Genomic DNA, 22,036 nt, shown 5'->3' with positions numbered 1-22,036 from the left:
CTCAACGTTGGGCGATATCAACGTTCGGCGATATCACCCTTGAGTGACCTCAACGGCGGCTGGCCGAGGTGGCTATCACCGTGACCGCGTGCTCCACTGCGTAGACGGGGTCACGTGACTCGCCCTTCACCTGGGCATCCGCTTCTGCGATGACTTGGATGGAGCGGATCAGACCCTCGGGAGTCCAACGGCGCACGTCACGCTGTGCCTGCTCCACAAGCCAAGGCTGCATCCCCAGGTTTTTGGCAATGGTGGCAGGAGATCCATTTGCACCTGCAACCTTGGCCAAGGTCCTCAGCTTGGCCGCGAGTGCCGCAACCAAAGGAACCGGATCAACGCCTGTGGCCAGGGCGTGACGCAGAGTGGACAATGCCACCGGTCCGTTGCCCGCCATGGCAGCGTCGGCCACCTTGAAGGCTGTGGCTTCCACCCGGCCACCGTAGTAGCGCTCCACGGTTTCAGCTGTGACAGCAGTGGTGGCGTCGGCGATGAGCTGATTGCAGGCGGCAGCGAGCTCTGAGAGGTTGGCGCCCACCGCATTCACCAACGCCTGGACAGCCTCGCCCTCGATGCGGCGCCCACCGGCCCTGAACTCAGAGACGACAAATGCGGTTTTGTCCGAGTCCTTCTTCAGTGGCTGGCAATCAATGACGGGCCAGCCGGCTGACTTCACGGCATCGAGCAGCTTCTTACCACGCACTCCCCCGGCATGGCGCAGGACGAGGACAACGTCCTGGTCCGGATGCTGAAGGTAGGCTAATCCGTCGGCCAGAAAAGCGTCGTTCATGGCTTCAAGACCCTCAACCTCAATGAGCTTGTCTTCCCCGAAGAGAGACGGCGTGACGGCCATAGCCAGTGAGCCGGGCTCGTAGGAGCCCGCATTCAACCGGCTGAGCTCGACGTCCGGTGTAGCGGTTCTTACGTGGCTCCGGATGCCATCCATGGCACGGATACCCAGGTACTCTTCAGGGCCCATGATCAGGACTACGGCGGCCGGCGTCGCATCCCGCCAGCTGACGTTGTTCGCCGCGACGCTCTTGGCCCGGGTGTTTTGGGCAGCAGCCACAGGTGGTTCCTTCCGGACGTTTTCTTGCAGGCTTCAAGTCTGCCATGTCTACGCCTTGGTCCGCGCTCCAGAATCAGCATTACCCCGCGATGAAACGCCAAGACGTGATACTTCACTCCTGCCGGATGCAGGACCATCCAAACCAGGAGGAGGGATATGAGCGAAAGGGCCACCATGGCCGACACCCCAGCTGGACCTTCGGCCCAAGGGAGGGCCGCCCCGGGCAAATGGGCGAAGAACCGGGCCACCCCAGCCACAGCGCCTGCGCATCCCCCTGCCACAGCGACGGGCACCACCGCCAGCCACGGAAAGACTACCGCCAGCGGAACGGCTACAGTTCCGAAAATCGTTATCGGCGCTACCAATGGGCCAGCCACCACGTTGGCAATCAGCGCGTACGGAGTGAACTGCGGTTGGAGGGCCACGATGACGGGGCCACACAGCAATTGGGCGGACAGCGGTACGGCGAATCCGGCGGCCAGCCAGCGCGGCACGATCGAAGGTATCCATGACGCCATACGGCTGGCCAGCAAGACGATACCCAAGGTTGCCAGGACGGACAGGAGGAACCCAACATTTGCAGCCATGCCTGGATCAAGCAGCAACAGCATGATGGTGGCCAGGCAGAGGAAGGTCAGGGATCGACCCCGCAAGCCGCCAACCAAGGCAGCCAGCCCTACGGTCCCCATGACAGCCGCTCGTAGAACACTCGGATCAGGACCGACCATGACAACAAAAGCCGTCAGACCGCATGCCGCAAAAGCTCCGGCCAGCGGCCGCGTCAACCTGATGCATCTCGCCAAGAGGACGAACGCTCCCAGCACTAAACTGCAGTTGGCGCCACTGACCGCAGTTAAATGTGTCATTCCCGTTGTCTTCATATCTGCCTCGAGGCTTTCAGGCAGCGCGCTCGTATCTCCGGTGACCATCCCTGGCATCAGACCGGCCGGGTCCGCCGGCAACCACCCCGACGCGGCGACGAATTGCCTCCGCACATCGAAGGCGGACTGCCGGACATCAAAAGCAGAGCCGATGACGACCGGAGCAGAGGAAGCGGACAGAAGTGCCGCCTGCATTTGTCCTTCCCGTACAGCCTTCAGCGTTCCCGACGTTCTGACGTGCTGCCCGGGCCGCACGTTTTGCCAGCCATTTCCACCGATCACCATCACGTCCGCGGAGCCTTGCGTCACGGAACCCTTGGAGGTGACTTCAACCAAAGCCGCAGCAACGGACCATCGAGATCCAGCGGTGTGCCCCGGCACAGGGACCTCAACAGGAGCTCCGGTGATCTGCACTTCAATGAGGACACCGCTTCCCCCTGCCACAGCTTCAGCCAGCGGCCCCGTTTCCTGCGTGTTGGCCGTGACAGCACAACTAACAGCCACTGCCGCACCCAGGACACCTGCCAAAGCAAGGGTTGCAGAAATCGTTCTCGTCCGTTGCGCGGCTGCCCCATAACGCCGCGCCCTTGCCAGCAGCAGGAGCCCCGCCAAACCCAAGATTCCTGCCAGCGCTGCGGACCATGCGGCGTCGATCAAGGACCCGACAAGAGCAACGGACCACGTAACCAGAACAGAAGGGACCAGCCTCAAATCCGCGCGCATTGGTGACGGTGAGCCTCCCGAAAGAGCAGGCACCCCCGCCGGCTCAACCACCCTGCACCGTCACCAGATCCTTGAGGGACTCCATGAGCTTGGGGCCAATGCCGTCCACGGCGTCAAGTTCATCTACCGAGGCAAAGGAGCCATGCTCTTTCCGCCAGTCAATGATTCCTTGTGCAGTCACGGGCCCGATTCTGGGCAGAGTGCCCAGTTCTTCCAGCGACGCAGTGTTGATGTTGACCTTCGCCCCTTTAGCCGCAGGGGCCGCGCTCCCACCGGAGCTACCAGAACCGCCGGCAACCGGGGCGGGTTCAGGTTGCATCTCCCCGATCACCGGTACGTGAATTTTGACGCCGTCACTGAGCACCTCAGCAAGATTAAGTCCATTGAGTTCCGCGTTGGGCCCAGCACCCCCGGCTGCATCTATTGCCTGAAAGACCCTGCTGCCCAGCGGCAGGGAAACGACCCCAGGCTTCTGCACAGCACCGGCGACGTGCACCACCACGCTCCCGCCGGTCCCTGTGGCTTCTGGCTGCGGAGATACCGGGGGCTCCGGCACTGCTGGCCCGGAAGTTACTGCCGGGCCGGAAGAAAACGAAGGACTGAGGGGTTCGGAACTTGGCTGCCCAACAGAAGACTGCCAAAAGTGCCAGGCAATGATGCCAACCCCGACGATGGCCACCAAGGCAGCAACCCGCCACGGGGTCCTCCACCGTGTCCGTGCGTGACCCGCATGACTTTCCGGATCTGAATCCTCAGGGACAGGGCCAGGCTCGGGGGGCAGCTCCAAGAGCGGTGGGGATTGAGGGCGGGTGCTCAGATGCGAGGCAAAGCGCTGCCGGGCTGCCTGCGTTGCGGCATCTTGGGAGGCTTCCCGGTTCCGGCGTGGCATCTCTCGAGCCTATGGCTCCTCCATCGGGAACGACGGGGACAAGATGCTCTATGTGGATAAGGGACCAAAGGATCAGCCCGTAGGGGTGCTGCTCTCCCCCACGATGACTGCGAGTACACCCAATCCGGCATGTGCCGCCAGAACAGCCGGGAGGGCGCTGATTTGGGGTGGAGGGCAGTCCGGGAATTTTTCCTTCAGGCGGGCTGCCAACGCTTCGGCTTCCAGCTGATTGCCAAAGTGGTGCACCGCCAATCGTTGCTGACCGGCGGGGCGGGAGGCTACGTCGTCGGCGACGATCTCCTCAAGGCGGGCTATGGCGCGTACAGCGGACCGGACCTTCTCCAGCGGTACGATCCTGCCGCCGTCGACCGCCAGGATGGGCTTGATGGCCAGGACGGTACCGAACCAGGACGCTGCCGCGCCAATACGGCCGCCGCGCCTTAATTGTTCGAGGCTGGGTACGTAGAAGTAGACCTTGGTGCGCTCCATGCGCTTTTCGGCGAAGCCGCGGACTTCTGCCGCTCCCTGGCCATCGGCTGCCGCTACGACGGCACTCTGAACGCCCATTCCCTGAGCCATTCCCACTGTGCGAGAGTCAACTATTTCGACCGGAATGGTAACCCTTGCGGCAGCCAACCTTGCGGCGTCGGCGGTCCCGGAGAGCTCGGAAGAAATATGGATGGACACCACGGACTCGAAACCTTGGCGCTGGGCAGCGAGGTACGCCTGTTCAAACTGGCCAGGTGAAGGCCGTGACGTTTTCACTGATGCTCCAGAGGCCAGAGCCAGCGACAGCGTTTGGGTGATGTCGTCTTCGCCCTCACCGTAGATTTCAGTCCCAACCATGACAGGCATGGGGACAACAGCGAGGCGTCCGTCGGCAGTGAAGGCTGACACCCAATCCGGAGGGAGGGCAGCTGCGGAATCTGTGACGATTGCGGTCTTGACGACGGCGGCCAATGGCACGTCAGCGACAGCAACCGGCGCGGTGGGCTGGCGGAGACGCGCCACTCTTTCCTTGAGCCAAATCCATGCGGGTGGTTCTCGCTCAGGCACGCGACCTCCAAAGATGATGGCCGGCCGCCGGCAAAATACCGGCGGCCGCACACTTCCTGCTAGGCAGGAACGATGTTCACCAGTTTAGGTGCCCGCACGATGACCGTGCGGATGCCGCGGCCGTCCAAGGCCCGCTGGACGTTTTCCGAGGCCAAGGCGAGCTCACGCAGCTGGTCCTCCGTGATGTCCGGCGAAACTTCCAGGCGGTCGCGAACCTTGCCTTGGACCTGGACCACGGCGGTGACGGTGTCCTGCACCAGCAGTGCGTCGTCGTGCTTCGGCCAGCCTGCATTCGCTACGGAAGCAGGGTGGCCGAGGGTGTTCCAGAGGTCTTCGGCGGTGTACGGCGCAAAGAGGCTCAGGATCACTGCGACGGCTTCCACCGCTTCGCGAACAGCAGGGTCTGCGGCACCAGCACCGGAATCGATGGTCTTGCGGGTGGCGTTGACCAGTTCCATCAGGCGGGCAACCACGACGTTGAACTTGTTGTTGTCCAACAGTTCAGCGGCGTCGGCGATGGTCTTGTGCGTGACGGTGCGCAGGGCGCGGTCACCCGTGGCAGGATCAACACCGGGTTCGCTGCTGACGTCCTGGCCCAGGCGCCAGGCACGCGCCAGGAACTTGGCAGAACCCGACGGCGAAACGTCCGCCCAGTCGACGTCGTCCTCCGGCGGGGAGGCGAAGACCATGGTGAGGCGTACGGCGTCGACACCGAACTTGTCCAACTGCTCGCCCAAGTCCACGCCGTTGCCGAGGGACTTGCTCATGGCCTTGCCGCCGTTGAGTACCTGGCCCTGGTTAAGCAGGGCCGAGAACGGCTCGTTGGCTTCGATCAGGCCGATGTCCTTGATGACCTTGGTGAAGAAACGTGCGTAGAGCAGGTGCAGGATGGCGTGCTCCACGCCGCCCACGTACTGTCCGACCGGCATCCAGTTATTGATCTTTTCGGGATCAAACGGGCCTTCGGTGTAATCCGGCGACACGAACCGCAGGAAGTACCAGGACGAGTCCACAAACGTGTCCATGGTGTCTGTATCACGCTGCGCAGCGCGTCCGCAGTTGGGGCACTCAACGTTGACCCACTCGACGGCGGAGGCCAGCGGGGAAGTACCCTTCGGCGACAACGCCTCACCGCGCAAATTGTCCGGCAACCTGACCGGAAGCTGGTCATCGGGGACAGGCACTTCGCCACATTCACCGCAGTGGATGATGGGGATGGGGGTACCCCAGAAACGCTGACGGCTCAGCAGCCAGTCGCGCAGCCGGAAATTGACGAACTTCTCACCGGTTCCCAGCTTCTCAAGGATCTCAATCGCTGCGGGGATGCCGTCAGACTTGGTGAGCCCGTCCAGTTCGCCGGAGTTCTTGAGCGTGCCTTCGCCGGCAGTGGCAACGCCCGTCTCTGCCGGATCTTCGGCACCGGTGTCCAGTACCGCGCGCACGGGCAGGTTGAACGTCTTGGCGAAGTCGAGGTCGCGCTGATCGTGGGCCGGCACAGCCATGATGGCTCCTGTGCCGTAGTCCGCCAGGACGTAGTCAGCGGCCCATACAGGGAGCTTTTCGCCGTTGAGCGGGTTGATGGCGTAGCGGCCGGTGAAGACGCCGGTCTTCTCGCGCTCAGTGGACTGGCGTTCGATTTCCGAAAGGGCTTTGACCTTTTCGCGGTAGGCCATGAGTTCATCGTGCTGTTCCGGAGTCACCAGGTCCAGCGCCAGGTGCGCGTCCGCTGCCACAACGAAGAACGTTGCACCATAGAGCGTGTCAGGGCGTGTAGTGAACACGGTGACTTCGCGCTCGGCACGGCCCTCGGTTGCTTCGATGACGAAACGCACGTGGGCGCCTTCGGAGCGGCCGATCCAGTTGCGTTGCATGGCCAGAACGCGCTCGGGCCAGTGGCCCTGCAGCTGGTCCATGTCCTCAAGGAGACGGTCGGCGTAGTCGGTGATCTTGAAGTACCACTGATTCAGGGACTTCTTGGTGACAGGGGTGCCACAGCGCTCACAAGCACCGTTGACTACTTGCTCGTTCGCCAGGACAGTGAGGTCCTTAGGGCACCAGTTAACGGGCGAGTCCTTGCGGTAGGCCAACCCACGCTCGTAGAAGCGCTTGAACAGCCACTGGGTCCACCGGTAGTACTCGGGGTCTGAGGTGTGGATGCGGCGGGACCAGTCAGCAGAGATGGCGTATCGCTTGAACGAGGCCGCCTGGGTGTCGATGTTGGCGTACGTCCACTCGCTGGGGTGTGCGTTTCGCTTGATCGCAGCGTTCTCCGCAGGGAGTCCAAATGAGTCCCAACCGATGGGGTGCAGGACGTCGAAGCCCTTCTGCCGCAGGTAGCGTGCCACCACATCGCCCATGGCGAAGGCTTCGGCGTGGCCCATGTGAAGGTCACCGGAAGGGTAGGGGAACATGTCCAGCACGTAGCGGCGTTCCTTGGAACCGTCGTCGGCAGGGGTGAAGACTTTGAGGTCCTCCCACACCTGCGGCCACTTGGCTTCCATCGCAGCGAAGCTGTAGACGCCCTCTTCAGGCGCTTCGGCTGCGGCTGTTGGTGCTGCTCCGGTCTCTGTCTCCGGCTGAACGCTCACTGCTGCCCTCTTCTGTTCTTCGATGGCGGTTTACTCCTGCTTTGCACCGGAAGGTCCCGGACACACAAAAGCCCCTCAACAATGGAGGGGCGGCCGCACGGCTAGTGAAAGCCGAGCGGCTAGCTAAGCAGAAGGATCGCACGCATACCAATACCTTACCCCACCAAACCCATGGGCTGGGTGTAAGTCGGCCGCGCGCCAAAGAGGTTCCGGGGACTCCCCGCCATGGTGTGGTGGGCACCGCGAAGCGGGCGGGCGGGAGTCCCCGGAACCTCTGTCGGGAGATGACTACTTAACGTCCTCGTCGACCCAGTCCATGGACTTTGTTACGGCCTTCTTCCAGAGGCGCAGTTGACGCTCCTGCTCTTCTGCCGGCAGTTGCGGTTCCCAGCGCTTGTCTTCGTTCCAGTTGGCGCTGAGCTCGCCAAGGTCTTTCCAGAAGCCGACGGCGAGGCCAGCGGCGTAGGCAGCGCCGAGGGCCGTGGTTTCGACCACTTTCGGACGGACTACGGGTACGCCCAGGATGTCTGCTTGGAACTGCATGAGTGCCTCGTTGGCGACCATGCCGCCGTCGACCTTCAATTCGGTGAGCGGTACACCCGAATCTGCGTTGACGGCGTCGAGCACCTCGCGGGTCTGGAAAGCAGTTGCTTCCAGGGCTGCGCGGGCAATGTGGCCCTTGTTGGCGAAGCGCGTGAGGCCGACGATTGCTCCGCGTGCGTCTGCACGCCAGTACGGTGCAAACAGTCCAGAGAATGCCGGGACGATGTAGACACCACCGTTGTCTTTAACACCGGCCGCAAGTTCCTCTACCTCCGGGGCGGAACTGATCATGCCGAGGTTGTCGCGGAGCCACTGGATCAGGGACCCGGTGACGGCGATGGAACCTTCGAGGGCGTAGTGCGGCTTGGCATCTCCCAGCTTGTATCCAAGGGTGGTGAGCAGGCCGTTCTTGGAGTGAACGATCTCTTCGCCGGTATTGAAGATCAGGAAGCAGCCGGTGCCATAGGTGTTTTTGGCTTCGCCGGCCTGGAATGCTGCCTGGCCGAAAGTGGCTGCCTGCTGGTCACCGAGGATGCCGGCTACAGGGGTTTCGCGAAGCAACTGCGAGGTGTGGACGTGGCCGTACACCTCGGAGGACGACTTGATGGCAGGCATCATGGAGGCGGGAACACCGAAGACGTCCAGAATTTCCTGGTCCCATCGGAGCGTTTCGAGGTCCATGAACAGGGTGCGGGAGGCATTGGTGACGTCGGTGACGTGCACACCGCCGTCAACACCGCCGGTCAGGTTCCAGAGGACCCAGGCATCGGTGTTGCCGAAAAGGAGGTCTCCGGCTTCGGCGCGTTCGCGGGCGCCGTCCACGTTGTCCAGGATCCACTTGATCTTGGTACCGGAGAAGTACGTTGCCAGCGGAAGGCCTACCTTCTGTTTGAAGCGCTCCACTCCCCCGTCCTGTGCAAGTTCATCGACGATGGGCTGCGTGCGGGTGTCCTGCCAGACGATGGCGTTGTAGACGGCCTCGCCGGTGTTTTTGTCCCAGACGACAGCGGTTTCGCGCTGGTTGGTGATGCCGACGGCGGCGATGTCGTGCCGTGTCAGGTTCGCCTTGGACAGGGCGGAGGCAATAACTTCCCGGGTGTTGTTCCAGATTTCGGCGGGGTTGTGCTCCACCCAGCCGGCCTGCGGGAAGATCTGCTCGTGCTCCATCTGGCCGGTGGAGACGATGTTGCCCGTGTGGTCAAAAACGATGGCGCGGGAGCTGGTGGTGCCTTGGTCGATGGCGATGACGTATTGATTCATGGTGACGTCCTTGTCTTTGTTAGCTACTCAGATGGTGATCTACAACGTGCGGGTGGGTGTTGCGGGTATGCGCTGTACTAGCCGGCGATCGGGGGCATGATGTCGGGAACCCACAGGGCAACAATGCCTGCGAGTGCACCGCCAACCAGCGGTCCGACCACAGGGATCCAGGAGTAGGCCCAGTCGCTGCTGCCCTTGCCCTTGATGGGAAGGAGGGCGTGGGCGATGCGGGGGCCGAGGTCACGGGCGGGGTTGATGGCGTAGCCGGTGGGGCCACCGAGGGAAACACCGATACCGACAACAAGCAGTGCAACCGCCAGCGGGCCGAGGCCGGAGGGGGTGCCGCCGAAGGTCAGGATGACGAAGACCAGGACGAACGTGCCGATGATTTCGGTGACGAGGTTCCAGGGGGTGGAACGGATGGCCGGACCGGTGGAGAAGGTGCCCAGCTTGTTTGCTGCAAGGGGTTCTTCATCGAAGTGCTGCTTGTAAGCGAGCCAGCAAACAACTGCGCCCAGGAATGCGCCGAGCAGTTCAGCACCGAAGTACGTCAGCGTCGAAGCGAAGGTGACTGCTACGTCTGGGGCGTACTCTGCTTTGCCGTTGACCAGCAGGCCCAGGGTGACGGCCGGGTTAAGGTGCGCACCAGACTTTGCGGCCACGAAAACGCCCGCGAAGACCGCAATACCCCAGCCCCACGTCACCATCAAGAATCCAGCGTTGTTGCCCTTGGTGCCTTTGAGCGCAACGTTTGCCACGACGCCGCAACCCAGCAGGGTCAGCATCATGGTTCCGAATACTTCGGAAAGGAAAACAATTCCAAGAGACATCTTTGACTCCTCATTTTTCTGTTGTCAGCCCCCTCGCGGGTGAAGAGGCTGTTGGGACGGTTCCGTTGTCTCCGGAACCGTCCCGGTGTGGTGTTCCCCTGGCGGGCCCACCTACCCCATTCCGCCCCCACCGCACTCTGGGACGGTCAAGCTTTTCCGCTGCTTGGTGTCAGGCTACGAGACTGTGCACGTCAACCTTGTGGAACCTCTGCAGTACTTCCTGGGCGTGGCGGATTTCTGCCTCACGGGCAGCAGCGTCCCAGCCGAGTGGCTCGGCCAACGCCGCGGCGATCTCATTGAGCAGCTCACCGGTGACCAGGCCCCGGAAGGCGAGCGACGTCCGGCGGATGAGGACATCCACCAAGTGACCGATTTGCTCGTTCTCAGCCATGAAGAGCAATTCCCGGACGCTCAGTTCTCGGGTGGAACGCAGCGGCGTGTCAGGTCCGGCATTAAGGAACTCAATAACGGCGTCTGCCCGGGTTCCGTAGCGGGTCAGCAGGACAGCTACGCGGTCAGCGTCCAGGCCAGGCCCCATGTGCTTCTTGATCCATTCCTGTTCGCCCTGTTCGGTTGCAGGGAAGCCCGCACCGCCGCCAATGGCGAGTTTCGCCGTCGAGACTTTGCGTTCCATGCCCAGTTCGCGGAGGACGTCGTTGGTCATGTGCTCGGCCAACGCGCGGAACGTGGTCCATTTACCACCCACAAGGCTGAGGACGACGGCGGCCTTACCGCCTGGCGTTGTGACAGCGTCGCTGCCGGTGCGGACGCTGCGTTCGATGCGGTAGTCGCGGGAGACGAATCCAGGCTGGGTTTCGTCGTGGCGCGGCAGGGGACGGACACCGGCGAAGCTGTAGACGATTTGTTCGCGCTCCACCTTGATGGTGGGGAACACGTGGCCGACAAGGTCAAAGAAGTAGTCGATTTCTTCGTCAGTGCAGACGGCGTCTTCGGACATATCGGCGTCCACGTCCGTGGTCCCAACAAGCACCCTGTCACCCATGGGGTAGATCAGGACAATGCGGCCGTCAGTGTGCTCAAAGAAGATTTCCCGCCCGTTGCAGGCCGCGAGGAGTTCCGGGTGGTCCAGGACGATGTGGGATCCCTTGGTACCGCCCATGAACTTGCTGACGGCGCCCATGGCCTGGTTGGTGAGGTCCACCCATGCGCCTGTTGTGTTGACGATGACGTCAGCTTGGAATTCGAATTCTTTGCCGGTCAGTTCATCGCGGAGCCGGACTCCGTCTGAGTCCATGGAGACGAGTGAGACGTAGTTGCTGGCCCGGGCGCTTCCTCCCGGAAGTCCCCCACTGCGTCCCGCTTTCTCGCCGTCCTGCAGGACGTCCAGGGTCAGGCGTTCCGGATTGTGAACGGAAGCATCAAAGTATGTGGCCGCATACTTCAGATTTGAAGGAAGTTTGGGAAGTTCCGCAAGGGCCTTGGTCCGGCCGTGGAACTGGTGGCGGGGTACGCTGCCACCGTCGCGGGAGAAGAAGTCGTACATGCTCAGGCCCACCTTGATGAGGAACGCGCCGCGTTCCTTGGGCTTGCCCTGTTTGTGGGTGAGGAACCGCATGGGTGCAGACAGGATTCCGGAGAACGTGCTGAAGATCGGGATGGTGGTCTGGAGCGGCTTCACGTAGTGCGGAGCGATCCGCAGGAGCCTGTTGCGCTCAACCACGGATTCCTGGACCAGGCGGAACTCACCGTTCTCGAGGTAACGGATGCCGCCATGGATCATGTGGGAGGAAGCTCCGCTGGCGCCTTGGCAGTAGTCACCACGTTCAACAAGTGCCACGTCCACGCCTTGGAGGGCGAGATCGCGGAACGTTCCCACACCGTTGATGCCTCCGCCGATGATGAGCACCTTGGCCGAGGGCCGCTCCTGCAGTGCAACGACGGAGTCGCGCTGAGTGTGCTGTGAGGTACCGGAAATCTTGTTGTGTCCCAAAACTGCTCCCTTGGGCTTGGTTCGTGCGCCGCGCCACTCGCTGCTGCACCGTTCACCACTAATCTTGCGAAGGTGGAAAATGGAGTCAAGCTATTTGCACAAACGTGCAGGAAGGAAATGAGATGGCACGATCACGTCACTCGGATGCGCTCCGGGCTGCACAGATGTATTACCTGCAGGACCTGACCATGGATGCGATTGCCCGAGAGCTCCGGACGTCCCGATCAACGGTGTCCAGACTGCTCTCTTCGGCGCGGGAAACGGGACTGGTTCAGGTCCAGATTCGCAGCCCGTTTGATACCGGTCCTGAGCTGGAAAGCCAGATCCGAAACCAGTACGGCGTGGACGTCCATGTGGTCCCGGTACTGGACACCCTCAACGAAGCTGAGACCTTGGACCGCGTAGCCATGCAGGCTGCACGAACAATCGGACCCCTGGTGGACTCCAATGCCATCATCGGCGTGGCCTGGGGCGCGACCCTGAGCGCAGTCAGCCGGCACCTCACCCGCAAGATGACCCACGACAGCATCGTGGTCCAACTCAACGGAGCCGGAAACATGCAAACCACCGGCATTACCTATGCCAGTGACATCATGCGGCGCTTCGGCAGCGCCTACGGTGCGCGCGTGGAGCAGTTCCCTGTTCCGGCCTTTTTTGATCATGCCTCCACCAAGACAGCCATGTGGAATGAGCGCAGCGTTCAACGCATCCTGGACTTGCAGGCCCGCATGAGCATCGCCATCTTCGGCGTCGGTTCGGTGGATTCCGACTACCCGAGCCATGTGTACGCCGGTGGTTACCTCGATGAACACGACCTCACCATGCTGGCAGCCGACGACGTGGTGGGCGACGTCGCAACGGTCTTCTTCAGGAGTGACGGGTCCTCGGACGGCATCACCCTTAATGAGAGGTCAACCGGTCCCAGCCATGAACAGTTGCGTCAAGTCAGGCGCCGGATCTGCGTGGTGTCCGGGGCATCGAAGATCAATGGACTCCAAGGAGCTCTGGCAGCCGGGCTGGCAACAGACCTCATTCTGGACGAAGCCTCAGCCCGACGCCTGGTGAGTTTCAACGGCCATTCCTGAAGTAATCGTGCAGGGAATGGGTAGAGTCGTTGCTATGAGATCCCCTTCCAAGCTGACATCAAACAAGTTGGCGCTGAACAATGGCGTACAGATGGACCGCATGGGATACGGACTCTATAAAGTTCCCGCCAAAGACGCAGAAGCGTTGGTTGCCACAGCCTTGGGCGAGGGCTACCGGCGCTTTGATACTGCCGCCATGTACGGCAACGAAGTAGGAGTGGGCCGGGCGCTTGGCGGTGCGATCGGAGACGCCGCTGAAGCGAACAGAGCCACCGGCGGCTCCGGCGAATCCGTGCACGCACTCGCACGCGAGGACCTCTTCGTCACCACCAAGGTCTGGAACGATGACCAGGGCTACGATGCCACGCTCCGGGCGTTCGATACTTCCATCTCCAACCTTGGGCTTGACTATGTGGACCTCTACCTCATCCACTGGCCCTGTGCCGGGCGGGGTTTGTTTGCAGAGACCTATAAAGCTTTGGAGACCCTGTACCGGGAAGGGAAAGTGCGGGCCATCGGCGTGTCCAACTTCCAGCCCGGACACTTGGAAGAGCTGATGCAGAAGGCTGAAGTTGTTCCCGCAGTAAATCAGATCGAGTTGCACCCCTGGCTTCAGCAGAGCCGGTTGAGAACTTTGCACGAACAACTCGGCATCGCCACTGAAGCCTGGAGTCCACTGGGCCGCGGGCAGGTAATGGCCGACCCCGCCATTACCGCGCTGGCGGACAAGTACAACCGGACCCCCGCACAGGTCATTCTCCGCTGGCACCTCCAAGTGGGAAACCTGGTGATACCGAAAGCAAGCTCTGCCGGCCGGATCAAGGAAAATTTTGCCGTCGCTGACTTCGAACTGGATGCCACCGATATGGACGGCATCGCAGGACTCGAACGCCATCATCGGACCGGGTCGCACCCGGACAACGTGAACTAGGACCATCCGTATGGAAACAGTGGACACCGCGCACACACCTGACGGAGCGCAGGCCCCCAGTCAATTCTTCAGCTCAACCCTGCAAGGCCGTACGCACGCCTCGGATGTGGACGTGGACGGCAGCAATGTTGCCTACTGGACGTACGAGCCCGTGTCCGCCACGCCGGCAACCCGCACCATCCTGGTCATCCACGGGTTCCGGGGCGACCACCACGGACTGCTGCGCGTAGCAGACCAGCTTCCGGAGATGCGCATCATCATGCCGGACCTGCCGGCCTTCGGAAGCTCCGAACCGTTCGTCGATGGCGAGCACTCCGTTGAACGCTACGGGCAGTTCATCACCGGCTTCATGAGCGCCCTCGGATTGGGACCCAAGACCGTACTCCTGGGCCACTCCTTCGGGTCGATCGTGGCCAGTCACTTTGCCGCCACGCATCCGGGCGCCGTATATCCCTTGGTCCTCATCAATCCCATTGCCGCGCCGGCGCTTGAAGGCCCCAAGGGAATCATGACCAAACTGGCTGTGCTGTACTACCAGGTCTCGGCCAAGCTCCCCCGCCCACTGGGGCTGGCGGTCCTCAGGAATCGAGCGATCGTCCGCGTCATGAGCATCACCATGGCGAAAACCAAAGACAAGAACCTGCGCCGTTTCATCCACGGCCAACACGATGCCTACTTCAGTGCCTTCTCAGACCGGAGAAGCCTGCTGGAGTCCTTCAAAGCCTCTGTTTCGGGACACGTCGCCGAGGTAGCCGGGAAACTGACTCTTCCGGTGCTCCTTGTCGCAGGGGAAAAAGACGAGATCGCCACTCTTCCCAACCAGCACAAACTCATGAAGCTCCTGCCGGACGCGGCGCTGGTAGTGATTCCCGACGTCGGGCATCTGATCCACTACGAGACGCCGGTTCCGGCCGCCGAAGCAATCCGCACCTTCCTGGAGGAACATCCCGCGTGAAAATTGTCATCGACGCCCGCTTTACCCGAACGGACCATCACGATGGCATCAGCCGCTACGGTTCAAGCCTCATAGCCGCAACGTCCAAAATCGCCGACGTCACTATGCTGATCAGCGACAAGCGGCAACTGGCCCTTCTCCCCGACGTACCGTACGTGATGGCCAACAGCCCACTATCGCCCTTGGAATTGTTCGTGGCCCGCAAGGTCAACCCCCTTGGTGCTGACGTGGTGGTCTGTCCCATGCAGACCATGGGCACCTTCGGCCGCAAATACGGGCTTGTGCTCACGCTTCACGACCTCATCTACTACGAACACCCGACTCCCCCGGGCTTTCTACCCGCACCCGTGCGCCTGTTGTGGAGGCTTTACCACAAGGCATTCTGGCCGCAGCGGCTCCTGCTCAACCGTGCGGACATCGTGGCTACCATCAGCCGCACCACTGAAGCCCTCATGTCCAAGTACACGCTGACAAAGCGTCCCGTCCGCATCGTGGGGAACGCACCTCAACCAGGCCAAAAACCCCGGGACCCTGAAGCAGGGGCAGACAAGTCGATCCTCTATATGGGTTCGTTCATGCCGTACAAGAACGTGGAAACCATGGTCCGGGGCATGTCCGGGCTGCCGGGGTACACCCTGCACTTGCTCAGCCGGATCACCCCGCAACGCAAAGCTGAGTTGGAGGCCTTGGTTCCCGACGGAGCCAAGGTGGTGTTCCACAACGGTGTAACTGACGCCGAGTACGACGAACTGCTGCTGCGTGCCACAGCGCTGACCAGCCTTTCACGAGCTGAGGGATACGGCTTGCCGCTGGTGGAGGCCATGGCCTTGGGTACTCCGGTCATCGCAAGCGATATTCCCATCTTCCGTGAAGTCGGAGGCGACGCCGTCAGCTACGTCCACCCTGAATCGCCCGCTGAATTCGCGGCTGCTGTAACTGCGCTGGGCGAGGACGCACTCTGGCAGGAGCGTTCCCGAACATCGGTGGAACGCGCCGCCACCTTCAACTGGGACGAATCGGCACGGCAGCTTCTGGCCGCGGCCGAAGAGGTCGTTGCACAGCGTCACCGGAAGGCGTAATCCAGCGCACGGCCAGGGTCAGAGAACGTCGACGCCATCCAAACGCAACTGCACCGGGCCAGACGTGCGCTTGGCGGCGTTGGCCACCTTCACGGCCCGCATGGCCCGGGTGGTCTCTGCGGCGTCTGCGTAAGGAATGAAATAGAGCGTCCGGACGTCCGCATCGTTCTCAACCGCAGCGGCGGAGCCCTGATTGCTGGCGGAAAGCTGAACGGGTGCAGGCCCGGCTTTGCGGAGTTTGGCTATCGAGGCCAGGTGGGCGCTGGTTTCCAAGGCGTCACTGAAATGCACGACGTCGGCCCTGGGGCCGGTCACGGAGGCCACCCGGACTGCCGGGGGCAGCTGCAATTCTTTCCGAAGCGCCAACTCCCGCGAGGCAAATCCAGCGGCGTCCCACCGCAACAGTGCTCCTGTCGCCGCGGTATCGTCCGCAGTGATCACCACGAGCCCACCTTGGCTGGCCGGCTTCACGAGGGAAGCGGCATTGAACCACCGGCGGACAGTATCTTCCCCTGCGCGCAGGTTCTCACGGCGGAGCAACGAGTTGCCATCCAGCAACAGGGCTGCAGCGTATCCGTTGGACGCAACCGGTTCAGCACCAACCGTTGCGACCACCAGGGCAGGAGCATCCGGGACGGTTGCCTTGATGTGCTCACCGGATGACGTCACGACGGCTTTGCCAGGGAAGGCCCGCCCCAACTCCTCTGCCGTCCGCATGACTCCTGCCGCCCCACGGCGCAGTCTTGTTCCGCTACAGTGCATGCAGCGCCATTGTGGGGCCGGCGTGGAACACCAGCGGCACGCCGGCATGGCCGAACTGCTGTTCACAGCCAGCGGCCCCTGGCAGGCGTTGCAGCGCGCAAGTTCCCGGCACGTCTCGCACACCAGCGACGGGGCGTAACCGGCCCGGGCCACTTGGACCAAGACGGGGCCGCGCTCCAGGCCCTCCTTGGCTGCCCGCCACGCCGCACCGGGCAATCGCGCAATACGCGCCAGAGGATCACGTTCTTGTTCGAAGCTGTCAGCGGTGTTCAGAACCCGGGGTGCCGTGGCGCGGACTGTACTTCGCGGTGCTTCAATGGGCACAGCCCACTGCATTTCAACAAGGCGCTGGAGTTCGGTGCTTCGGTTATGGGAGGCCATCAGGCAAGCGGCGTTCTCCTGCTCGGCACGCAACAGAAGGACTTCCCTGGTGTGCGCATAAGGGGCCCGTTGCTCGATATGGAGGTCGTCGCCGTCGTCCCAGCACACCACCAAACCAAGGTCGCGCACAGGAGCGTACGCCGCCGAACGAGTACCGATGGCCACTCCCGCTGTCCCGCTCAGAAGCCGCAGGAAGTTTCTATAACGGGGTGTCTGCCCATCATCCGCTGTGAGACGGGCGACGTCGGACGACGGCAGGACGTTGGCAAGCGCTGCCTCCAACTGCTCAAGATCCCGATAATCCGGCACCACCACTACCGCACCACGTCCCGAAGAGCGAACGGTGGCAACAGCCGACGCAACCATGGCCGGCCAGCCACCAGGGCCGAACCCCTGAAGAGCGGTGAGGACAGCTTTGGGCGAACCGCCCTTGGCAAGGTGCTGCAGATAGGGCTCACCATTACCGTAAGAAGCCCACGCGTGGGCGTCTGTGGCCGGTTTCAGGTCAACGACGCCGGCTTCGAAGTCCCCGGCCAGAAGTTCCTTCTCCACCTTGGCCACCCGCGGAGGGATTGCCGTTCGAAGGACATCGCTCAGGCTTCCGACGTAACGGCCAGCCACTGTACCGGCAAGCTCCAAAGCAGCCGGGGTCAGGACCGCAACTGGAGATACAACCTTATGCAGGGTACTGAGGGGCGCCGCAGCATCCGAATCTGCGCGCCGTTCAATGATGTAGCCATTGAGCTCCTGGCCATTGAACTTCACCTTCACCCGGACACCGGGAGCAGCCACCTCGGCGAGCTCTGCTGGAACGCTGTAGTCGAAGGGCCTGTCCAAATGGGGCAGGGAAGATTCGAGCACCACCCGGGCCACTGGATTCTCAGCAGCAAGCGGCGGCCCATTGACCGGCGCACGATCCGGAAAACCTTGAAGCAACGAGGGTTGAAGCAACGACGGCTGGGCCTCGTGTCCTGCCATGCACTTCACCTCCAACTCTGAGCGCGGAAAACACCACGCATTCTTAACCCGGAATGCCCGCAGCGGGATTGACCCGCTGCGGGCATCTCTCTGGCACCAGCCAATCATGGGCCACGGACAATACAACAACCTGGGGTTGATGCGCCTGCTGCCAGCCGATCGTGCAGGGTTCAGGCGTTGAAGTATTCCTTCAGGTCGGCCACGCGGTCCAGCCGTTCCCAGGTGAAGTCCGGGTCATCGCGACCGAAGTGACCGTGCGCCGCTGTCTTGGCGTAAATGGGCCGCTTGAGATCCAGTGCGTCAATGATGGCGCGCGGACGGAGGTCGAACAGTTCGTCGATCGCTTCACTGATGCGGGCCGGGTCAACGGTTTCCGTGCCAAAGGTCTCAACGTACGTTCCAACCGGGCGTGCCTGGCCGATGGCATAGGCAATTTGAATCTCAGCCCGCTTGGCCAGTCCGGCGGCCACCACGTTCTTGGCAACCCAGCGCATGGCGTAAGCGGCTGAGCGGTCCACCTTGGACGGATCCTTGCCGGAGAAAGCTCCCCCGCCGTGGCGCGAGAATCCCCCGTAGGTGTCCACAATGATCTTGCGGCCTGTGAGCCCGGCATCGCCTACGGGACCGCCGATGACGAAGGCGCCCGCGGGGTTGAGAATGTTTGCAGCATGCGAAATATCCAGGTTGGACGCCGACATGACGGGGTCGATCACGTAGCTGGCCAAGTCCGCACGAAGCTGCTCAAGGCTAGCCTCTTCGGCGTGCTGGCTGGAGATGACCACCGTTTCCACGGAAACCGGCCGATCGCCGTCGTATCCTACGGTGACCTGCGTCTTGCCGTCCGGGCGAAGGTAGGCCAGCTCGCCGTTTTTACGGACCTCAGTGAGACGTTCGGACAGACGGTGGGCGAGCCAGATGGGAGTAGGCATGTAAGACGCCGTCTCATCGCTGGCATAGCCAAACATGATTCCCTGATCGCCCGCACCCTGGAGGTCGTAATCGTCCTCCTGACGGCCTTCACGGGCCTCAAGTGAGTTGAACACGCCACCGGCGATGTCGTTGGACTGTTGGCCGATGGACACGGACACACCACAGCGGGCGCCGTCGAATCCGTTGGCGGACGAGTCGTAGCCGATGCCCAGGATGGTCTCGCGGACAATCTGCGGGATTTCCACGTAAGCGTCGGTGGTGACCTCACCGGCCACGTGCACCAAGCCCGTAGTGGCCATGGTTTCAACGGCCACGCGGGATTCAGGATCAGCGGCCAGCAGCGCGTCCAGGATGGAGTCGCTGATTTGGTCGCAGATCTTGTCCGGATGCCCTTCAGTGACCGATTCGGACGTGAAGAGCCGGAGCTTGGACGGGGTGCCATGGTGTTCATGGTGCAGCGGTAAAGTCACTCGACCACCTTACTGGGTTGCGGGACGGCGGGATCTGCCGTGTGTCCCTTTGCTAAGAATTCGGGTGTGGGCTCAGTTACATGGCCGGAAAGACCCGCGTGAGCTCGGAGCCCACCCGATCAATCACGGCAGCTGCGACGTCGGCCTTTGAGCCCGCGGCTGACTCCGGTTCGGCTCCGTGGCCGGACAGGATGACCACCGAATTGTCATCCTGGCCGAATACCCGGCCAATGCCCACCTGGTTTACCACCAAGAGGTCGCAGCCTTTGCGCTTGAGCTTGGCCGTTGCATGGTCAAGGACGTCGCCGTGAGCGTCGCCCGTTTCGGCCGCGAAACCGACAATCAGCTGCTGACCGCCCTCGGCATTACGGCGCTCCACGAGCTCATGCAGGATGTCCGGGTTCCGGATCAGCCGCACAACGGGAGCGTCCTCGCCGTCAACCTTCTTGATCTTGGTGTCCGAGACCTCTGCCGGACGGAAGTCCGCAACGGCAGCGGCCATAATGACGACGTCGGAGTCCACTGCCGCTTTCAGTGCAGCTTCGCGCAGTTCCAAGGCCGATTCAACGCGGACAAGCTCCACTCCTGCAGGCGGCTCGACGTCCATGTGAGCGGCGAGGAATTTCACCGTTGCCCCGGCCGCCAAAGCAGCCGCGGCCAAAGCGGCACCCTGCTTTCCGGAGGAACGGTTGCCCAGGAACCGGACCGGGTCCAGCGCTTCCCTTGTGCCGCCGGCGGAGATGGTAACCGTCCGTCCAGCCAAAGTCGCGTGCGGGGCGGGGGCGGCATTCGGTCCGCCGTCCACTGAAGCCCCGGCCAAAGCCACGGCGGCAGCAAAAATAGCTTCCGGTTCCGGTAAACGCCCAGGCCCTGAATCTGCGCCCGTCAGGCGACCGGAGGCAGGCTCGAGCACGGTGACGCCACGGCTGCGCAACGTCTCCACGTTCGCCTGGGTTGCGGCGTGCTGCCACATTTCCGTGTGCATCGCAGGGGCAAACAGAACCGGTCCGTGAGCCATGAGAAGCGTGTTGGTGAGGAGGTCTCCCGCTTGTCCCGTAGCTGCCTTGGCCAGGAGATCGGCCGTGGCAGGGGCAACCACGATCAGGTCGGCTTCATGCCCCAAACGGACATGGTTGACCTTCTCGACGTCGTCAAAGACGCTGTTGCTCACAGGGTTGCCGGAGAGGGCCTCCCACGTGGCCACTCCGACGAACCGGGTGGCAGCTTCCGTGGGAATGACCGTCACCTTGTGACCGGCTTCAGTAAAAAGCCGGAGGAGCGATGCAACCTTATAGGCTGCGATCCCTCCCCCGACTCCGAGGACTATGCGCACGTGACCTCCGTCAACAGGCAGTCTTTGTTATTCTGCGGGCTCGATCGGCGTGGAAACCAGCAAGCCTTCGTTGATCTCGCGCAGAGCGATGGACAACGACTTCTCATTCAGCTTGGTGTCAACCAAGGGGCCGACGTACTCGAACAGGCCCTCGTGGAGCTGTGCGTAGTAGGCGTTGATCTGACGGGCACGCTTGGCGCCGAAGATGACCAGGCCGTACTTGGAATCAGCAGCCTCAAGCAGCGAATCGATCGGCGGGTTGATGATGCCTTCAAGGTTCGTGGACACGAATTCTCCAAATTTTAGCGGGCCAACAAATGCAAGCGCTTAGCGCTGGTGCGGGGTAAGCCCCATGAGTGAAACAAGCTCGTCTGCTGCCCGGCGAACGTCGTCATTGATGACGGTGTGGTCAAACTCCGGTTCAGCAGCAAGTTCCAGTTTAGCGGTTTCCAGCCTGCGCTGCTGTTCCTCGGGAGTTTCAGTGCCGCGGCCCACCAATCGACGGACCATTTCGTCCCAGCTGGGCGGTGCCAGGAACACGAAATTCGCGTCCGGGACCGCTGCTTTGACCTGCCGCGCACCTTGGAGGTCAATCTCCAGCAGGACTGACTTGCCATCGGCGATAGCCGCGTCAACAGTGCTGCGGAGGGTGCCGTAGCGGTTCTGGCCATGCACTACAGCCCACTCCAGGAGTTCACCCTCGGCGACCAGGGAGTCAAACTCCTCAGCGGACTTGAAGAAGTAATGGACGCCATCCGTTTCGCCCGGACGCGCAGCCCGGGTGGTTGCCGAGACCGAGAGCCAAACCTCTGGATAGTTGTCCCTGATGTAGGTGGATACGGTTCCCTTGCCAACGGCAGTGGGGCCTGCAAGGACAGTCAGTCCGGGTTTCTTGCTCACGGATTCCTTCGGGGAGATGCGTCAAACGCTTTGCTGGGTATCCATAAAATCTACCAGCGCCCGGGCCTGATGAATTCCCAGCCCCCTGATGCGCCGGGATCCGGCAATCCCAATCTCAGCCATGATTCCTGCTGCCCTGACCGGACCAATGCCCGGCAGGGCCTCCAGCAATTCCACCACCCGCATGCGCGCAATCGCCTCGTCGGTAGTACCTGAGGAGATCAACTCGGCAATGCTCACCTCGCCACGTTTGAGCCGTTCCTTTGCCGCGGCGCGTACGGCCCGCGCCTTGGCAGCCTTCTCGAGGGCATCGGAACGCTCCTGCGGTGTCAGCTCTTTAAGGCCCACTGCCAAACCCCTGTCAGATCGCGATTGTGATCCAGATCACGCGGACTGATCCTGAACCTACCCGGCAGGGGCCCGGTTGCGCAATGAGCGTGGACAA

Annotated in this window: 18 protein-coding genes; 4 read left to right on the top strand and 14 right to left on the bottom strand. The window is 62.2% G+C overall.

Annotated elements, in window-relative coordinates; genetic code table 11:
- Positions 1-49: 49 nt before the first annotated feature.
- The 8 genes from holA to CQ020_RS09785 all read right to left on the bottom strand — a co-directional run bounded on the left by holA (position 50) and on the right by CQ020_RS09785 (position 11,787).
- A complete protein-coding gene (gene holA / locus CQ020_RS09820) occupies positions 50-1,066 on the bottom strand; it encodes a DNA polymerase III subunit delta (RefSeq protein ID WP_105691683.1) in 1,017 nt (338 codons plus the stop codon).
- Positions 985-2,670, bottom strand: coding sequence for a ComEC/Rec2 family competence protein (locus CQ020_RS09815; protein ID WP_105691682.1), 1,686 nt, complete (start codon positions 2,668-2,670; stop codon positions 985-987). The genes holA and CQ020_RS09815 overlap by 82 nt, the downstream gene beginning before the upstream one ends.
- Before the next feature lie 43 nt (positions 2,671-2,713).
- Positions 2,714-3,559: a helix-hairpin-helix domain-containing protein gene (locus tag CQ020_RS09810; protein ID WP_105691681.1), complete on the bottom strand. Its 846-nt coding sequence runs from the start codon at positions 3,557-3,559 to the stop codon at positions 2,714-2,716.
- Between the two features lie 72 nt (positions 3,560-3,631).
- A complete protein-coding gene (locus CQ020_RS09805; RefSeq protein ID WP_374955187.1) occupies positions 3,632-4,615 on the bottom strand; it encodes a DegV family protein in 984 nt (327 codons plus the stop codon).
- A 59-nt stretch (positions 4,616-4,674) separates the two neighbouring features.
- Entirely contained in the window at positions 4,675-7,203 is a 2,529-nt protein-coding gene (gene leuS, locus CQ020_RS09800; protein WP_105691679.1) for a leucine--tRNA ligase, read from the bottom strand.
- A 288-nt stretch (positions 7,204-7,491) separates the two neighbouring features.
- On the bottom strand, positions 7,492-9,006 hold the full coding sequence (gene glpK / locus CQ020_RS09795) for a glycerol kinase GlpK (RefSeq protein ID WP_105691678.1): 1,515 nt from the start codon (positions 9,004-9,006) through the stop codon (positions 7,492-7,494).
- Between the two features lie 77 nt (positions 9,007-9,083).
- Positions 9,084-9,836: an MIP/aquaporin family protein gene (locus tag CQ020_RS09790; RefSeq protein ID WP_105691677.1), complete on the bottom strand. Its 753-nt coding sequence runs from the start codon at positions 9,834-9,836 to the stop codon at positions 9,084-9,086.
- 169 nt (positions 9,837-10,005) lie between these two features.
- Positions 10,006-11,787, bottom strand: coding sequence for a glycerol-3-phosphate dehydrogenase/oxidase (locus CQ020_RS09785; RefSeq protein ID WP_105691676.1), 1,782 nt, complete (start codon positions 11,785-11,787; stop codon positions 10,006-10,008).
- Positions 11,788-11,909: 122 nt separating this feature from the next.
- Here CQ020_RS09785 and CQ020_RS09780 point away from each other — a divergent pair, with 122 nt between their 5' ends.
- Genes CQ020_RS09780 through CQ020_RS09765 form a run of 4 tightly spaced genes read left to right on the top strand, consistent with a single transcriptional unit; the run spans position 11,910 to position 15,837 of the window.
- Entirely contained in the window at positions 11,910-12,872 is a 963-nt protein-coding gene (locus tag CQ020_RS09780) for a sugar-binding transcriptional regulator (protein ID WP_011774935.1), read from the top strand.
- A 34-nt stretch (positions 12,873-12,906) separates the two neighbouring features.
- Positions 12,907-13,803, top strand: coding sequence for an aldo/keto reductase (locus tag CQ020_RS09775; protein ID WP_181151830.1), 897 nt, complete (start codon positions 12,907-12,909; stop codon positions 13,801-13,803).
- A gap of 10 nt (positions 13,804-13,813) precedes the next feature.
- The gene (locus CQ020_RS09770; RefSeq protein ID WP_105691675.1) at positions 13,814-14,758 is read left to right on the top strand and encodes an alpha/beta fold hydrolase; all 945 of its coding nucleotides are present in this window, start codon (positions 13,814-13,816) and stop codon (positions 14,756-14,758) included.
- The gene (locus tag CQ020_RS09765; RefSeq protein WP_105691674.1) at positions 14,755-15,837 is read left to right on the top strand and encodes a glycosyltransferase family 1 protein; all 1,083 of its coding nucleotides are present in this window, start codon (positions 14,755-14,757) and stop codon (positions 15,835-15,837) included. Before CQ020_RS09770 ends, CQ020_RS09765 begins: the two co-directional genes overlap by 4 nt.
- Before the next feature lie 18 nt (positions 15,838-15,855).
- On the opposite strand, the gene CQ020_RS09760 is transcribed toward CQ020_RS09765, so the two are convergent.
- The 6 genes from CQ020_RS09760 to mihF all read right to left on the bottom strand — a co-directional run bounded on the left by CQ020_RS09760 (position 15,856) and on the right by mihF (position 21,939).
- On the bottom strand, positions 15,856-17,958 hold the full coding sequence (locus CQ020_RS09760; RefSeq protein ID WP_105691673.1) for a primosomal protein N': 2,103 nt from the start codon (positions 17,956-17,958) through the stop codon (positions 15,856-15,858).
- A gap of 170 nt (positions 17,959-18,128) precedes the next feature.
- The gene (metK, locus tag CQ020_RS09755) at positions 18,129-19,358 is read right to left on the bottom strand and encodes a methionine adenosyltransferase (protein ID WP_024816815.1); all 1,230 of its coding nucleotides are present in this window, start codon (positions 19,356-19,358) and stop codon (positions 18,129-18,131) included.
- 76 nt (positions 19,359-19,434) lie between these two features.
- Positions 19,435-20,691, bottom strand: a complete 1,257-nt coding sequence (gene coaBC, locus CQ020_RS09750; RefSeq protein ID WP_105691672.1) for a bifunctional phosphopantothenoylcysteine decarboxylase/phosphopantothenate--cysteine ligase CoaBC — start codon at positions 20,689-20,691, stop codon at positions 19,435-19,437.
- 27 nt (positions 20,692-20,718) lie between these two features.
- Positions 20,719-20,979: a DNA-directed RNA polymerase subunit omega gene (gene rpoZ, locus CQ020_RS09745; protein WP_017197559.1), complete on the bottom strand. Its 261-nt coding sequence runs from the start codon at positions 20,977-20,979 to the stop codon at positions 20,719-20,721.
- A gap of 39 nt (positions 20,980-21,018) precedes the next feature.
- Positions 21,019-21,591 carry a guanylate kinase gene (gene gmk / locus CQ020_RS09740; protein WP_105691671.1) on the bottom strand — a complete coding sequence of 191 codons (573 nt, stop codon included), beginning with the start codon at positions 21,589-21,591 and terminating at the stop codon, positions 21,019-21,021.
- 21 nt (positions 21,592-21,612) lie between these two features.
- Positions 21,613-21,939 (bottom strand): integration host factor, actinobacterial type, encoded by a 327-nt coding sequence (gene mihF / locus CQ020_RS09735; RefSeq protein WP_024816819.1) that lies wholly within the window; start codon positions 21,937-21,939, stop codon positions 21,613-21,615.
- Positions 21,940-22,036 lie beyond the last annotated feature (97 nt).

Source organism: Arthrobacter sp. MYb23, assembly GCF_002979775.1.
Classification (GTDB): domain Bacteria; phylum Actinomycetota; class Actinomycetes; order Actinomycetales; family Micrococcaceae; genus Arthrobacter.
Note: the sequence above shows the minus strand (reverse complement) of the source record. Positions and strands in the feature narration are given on the sequence as shown.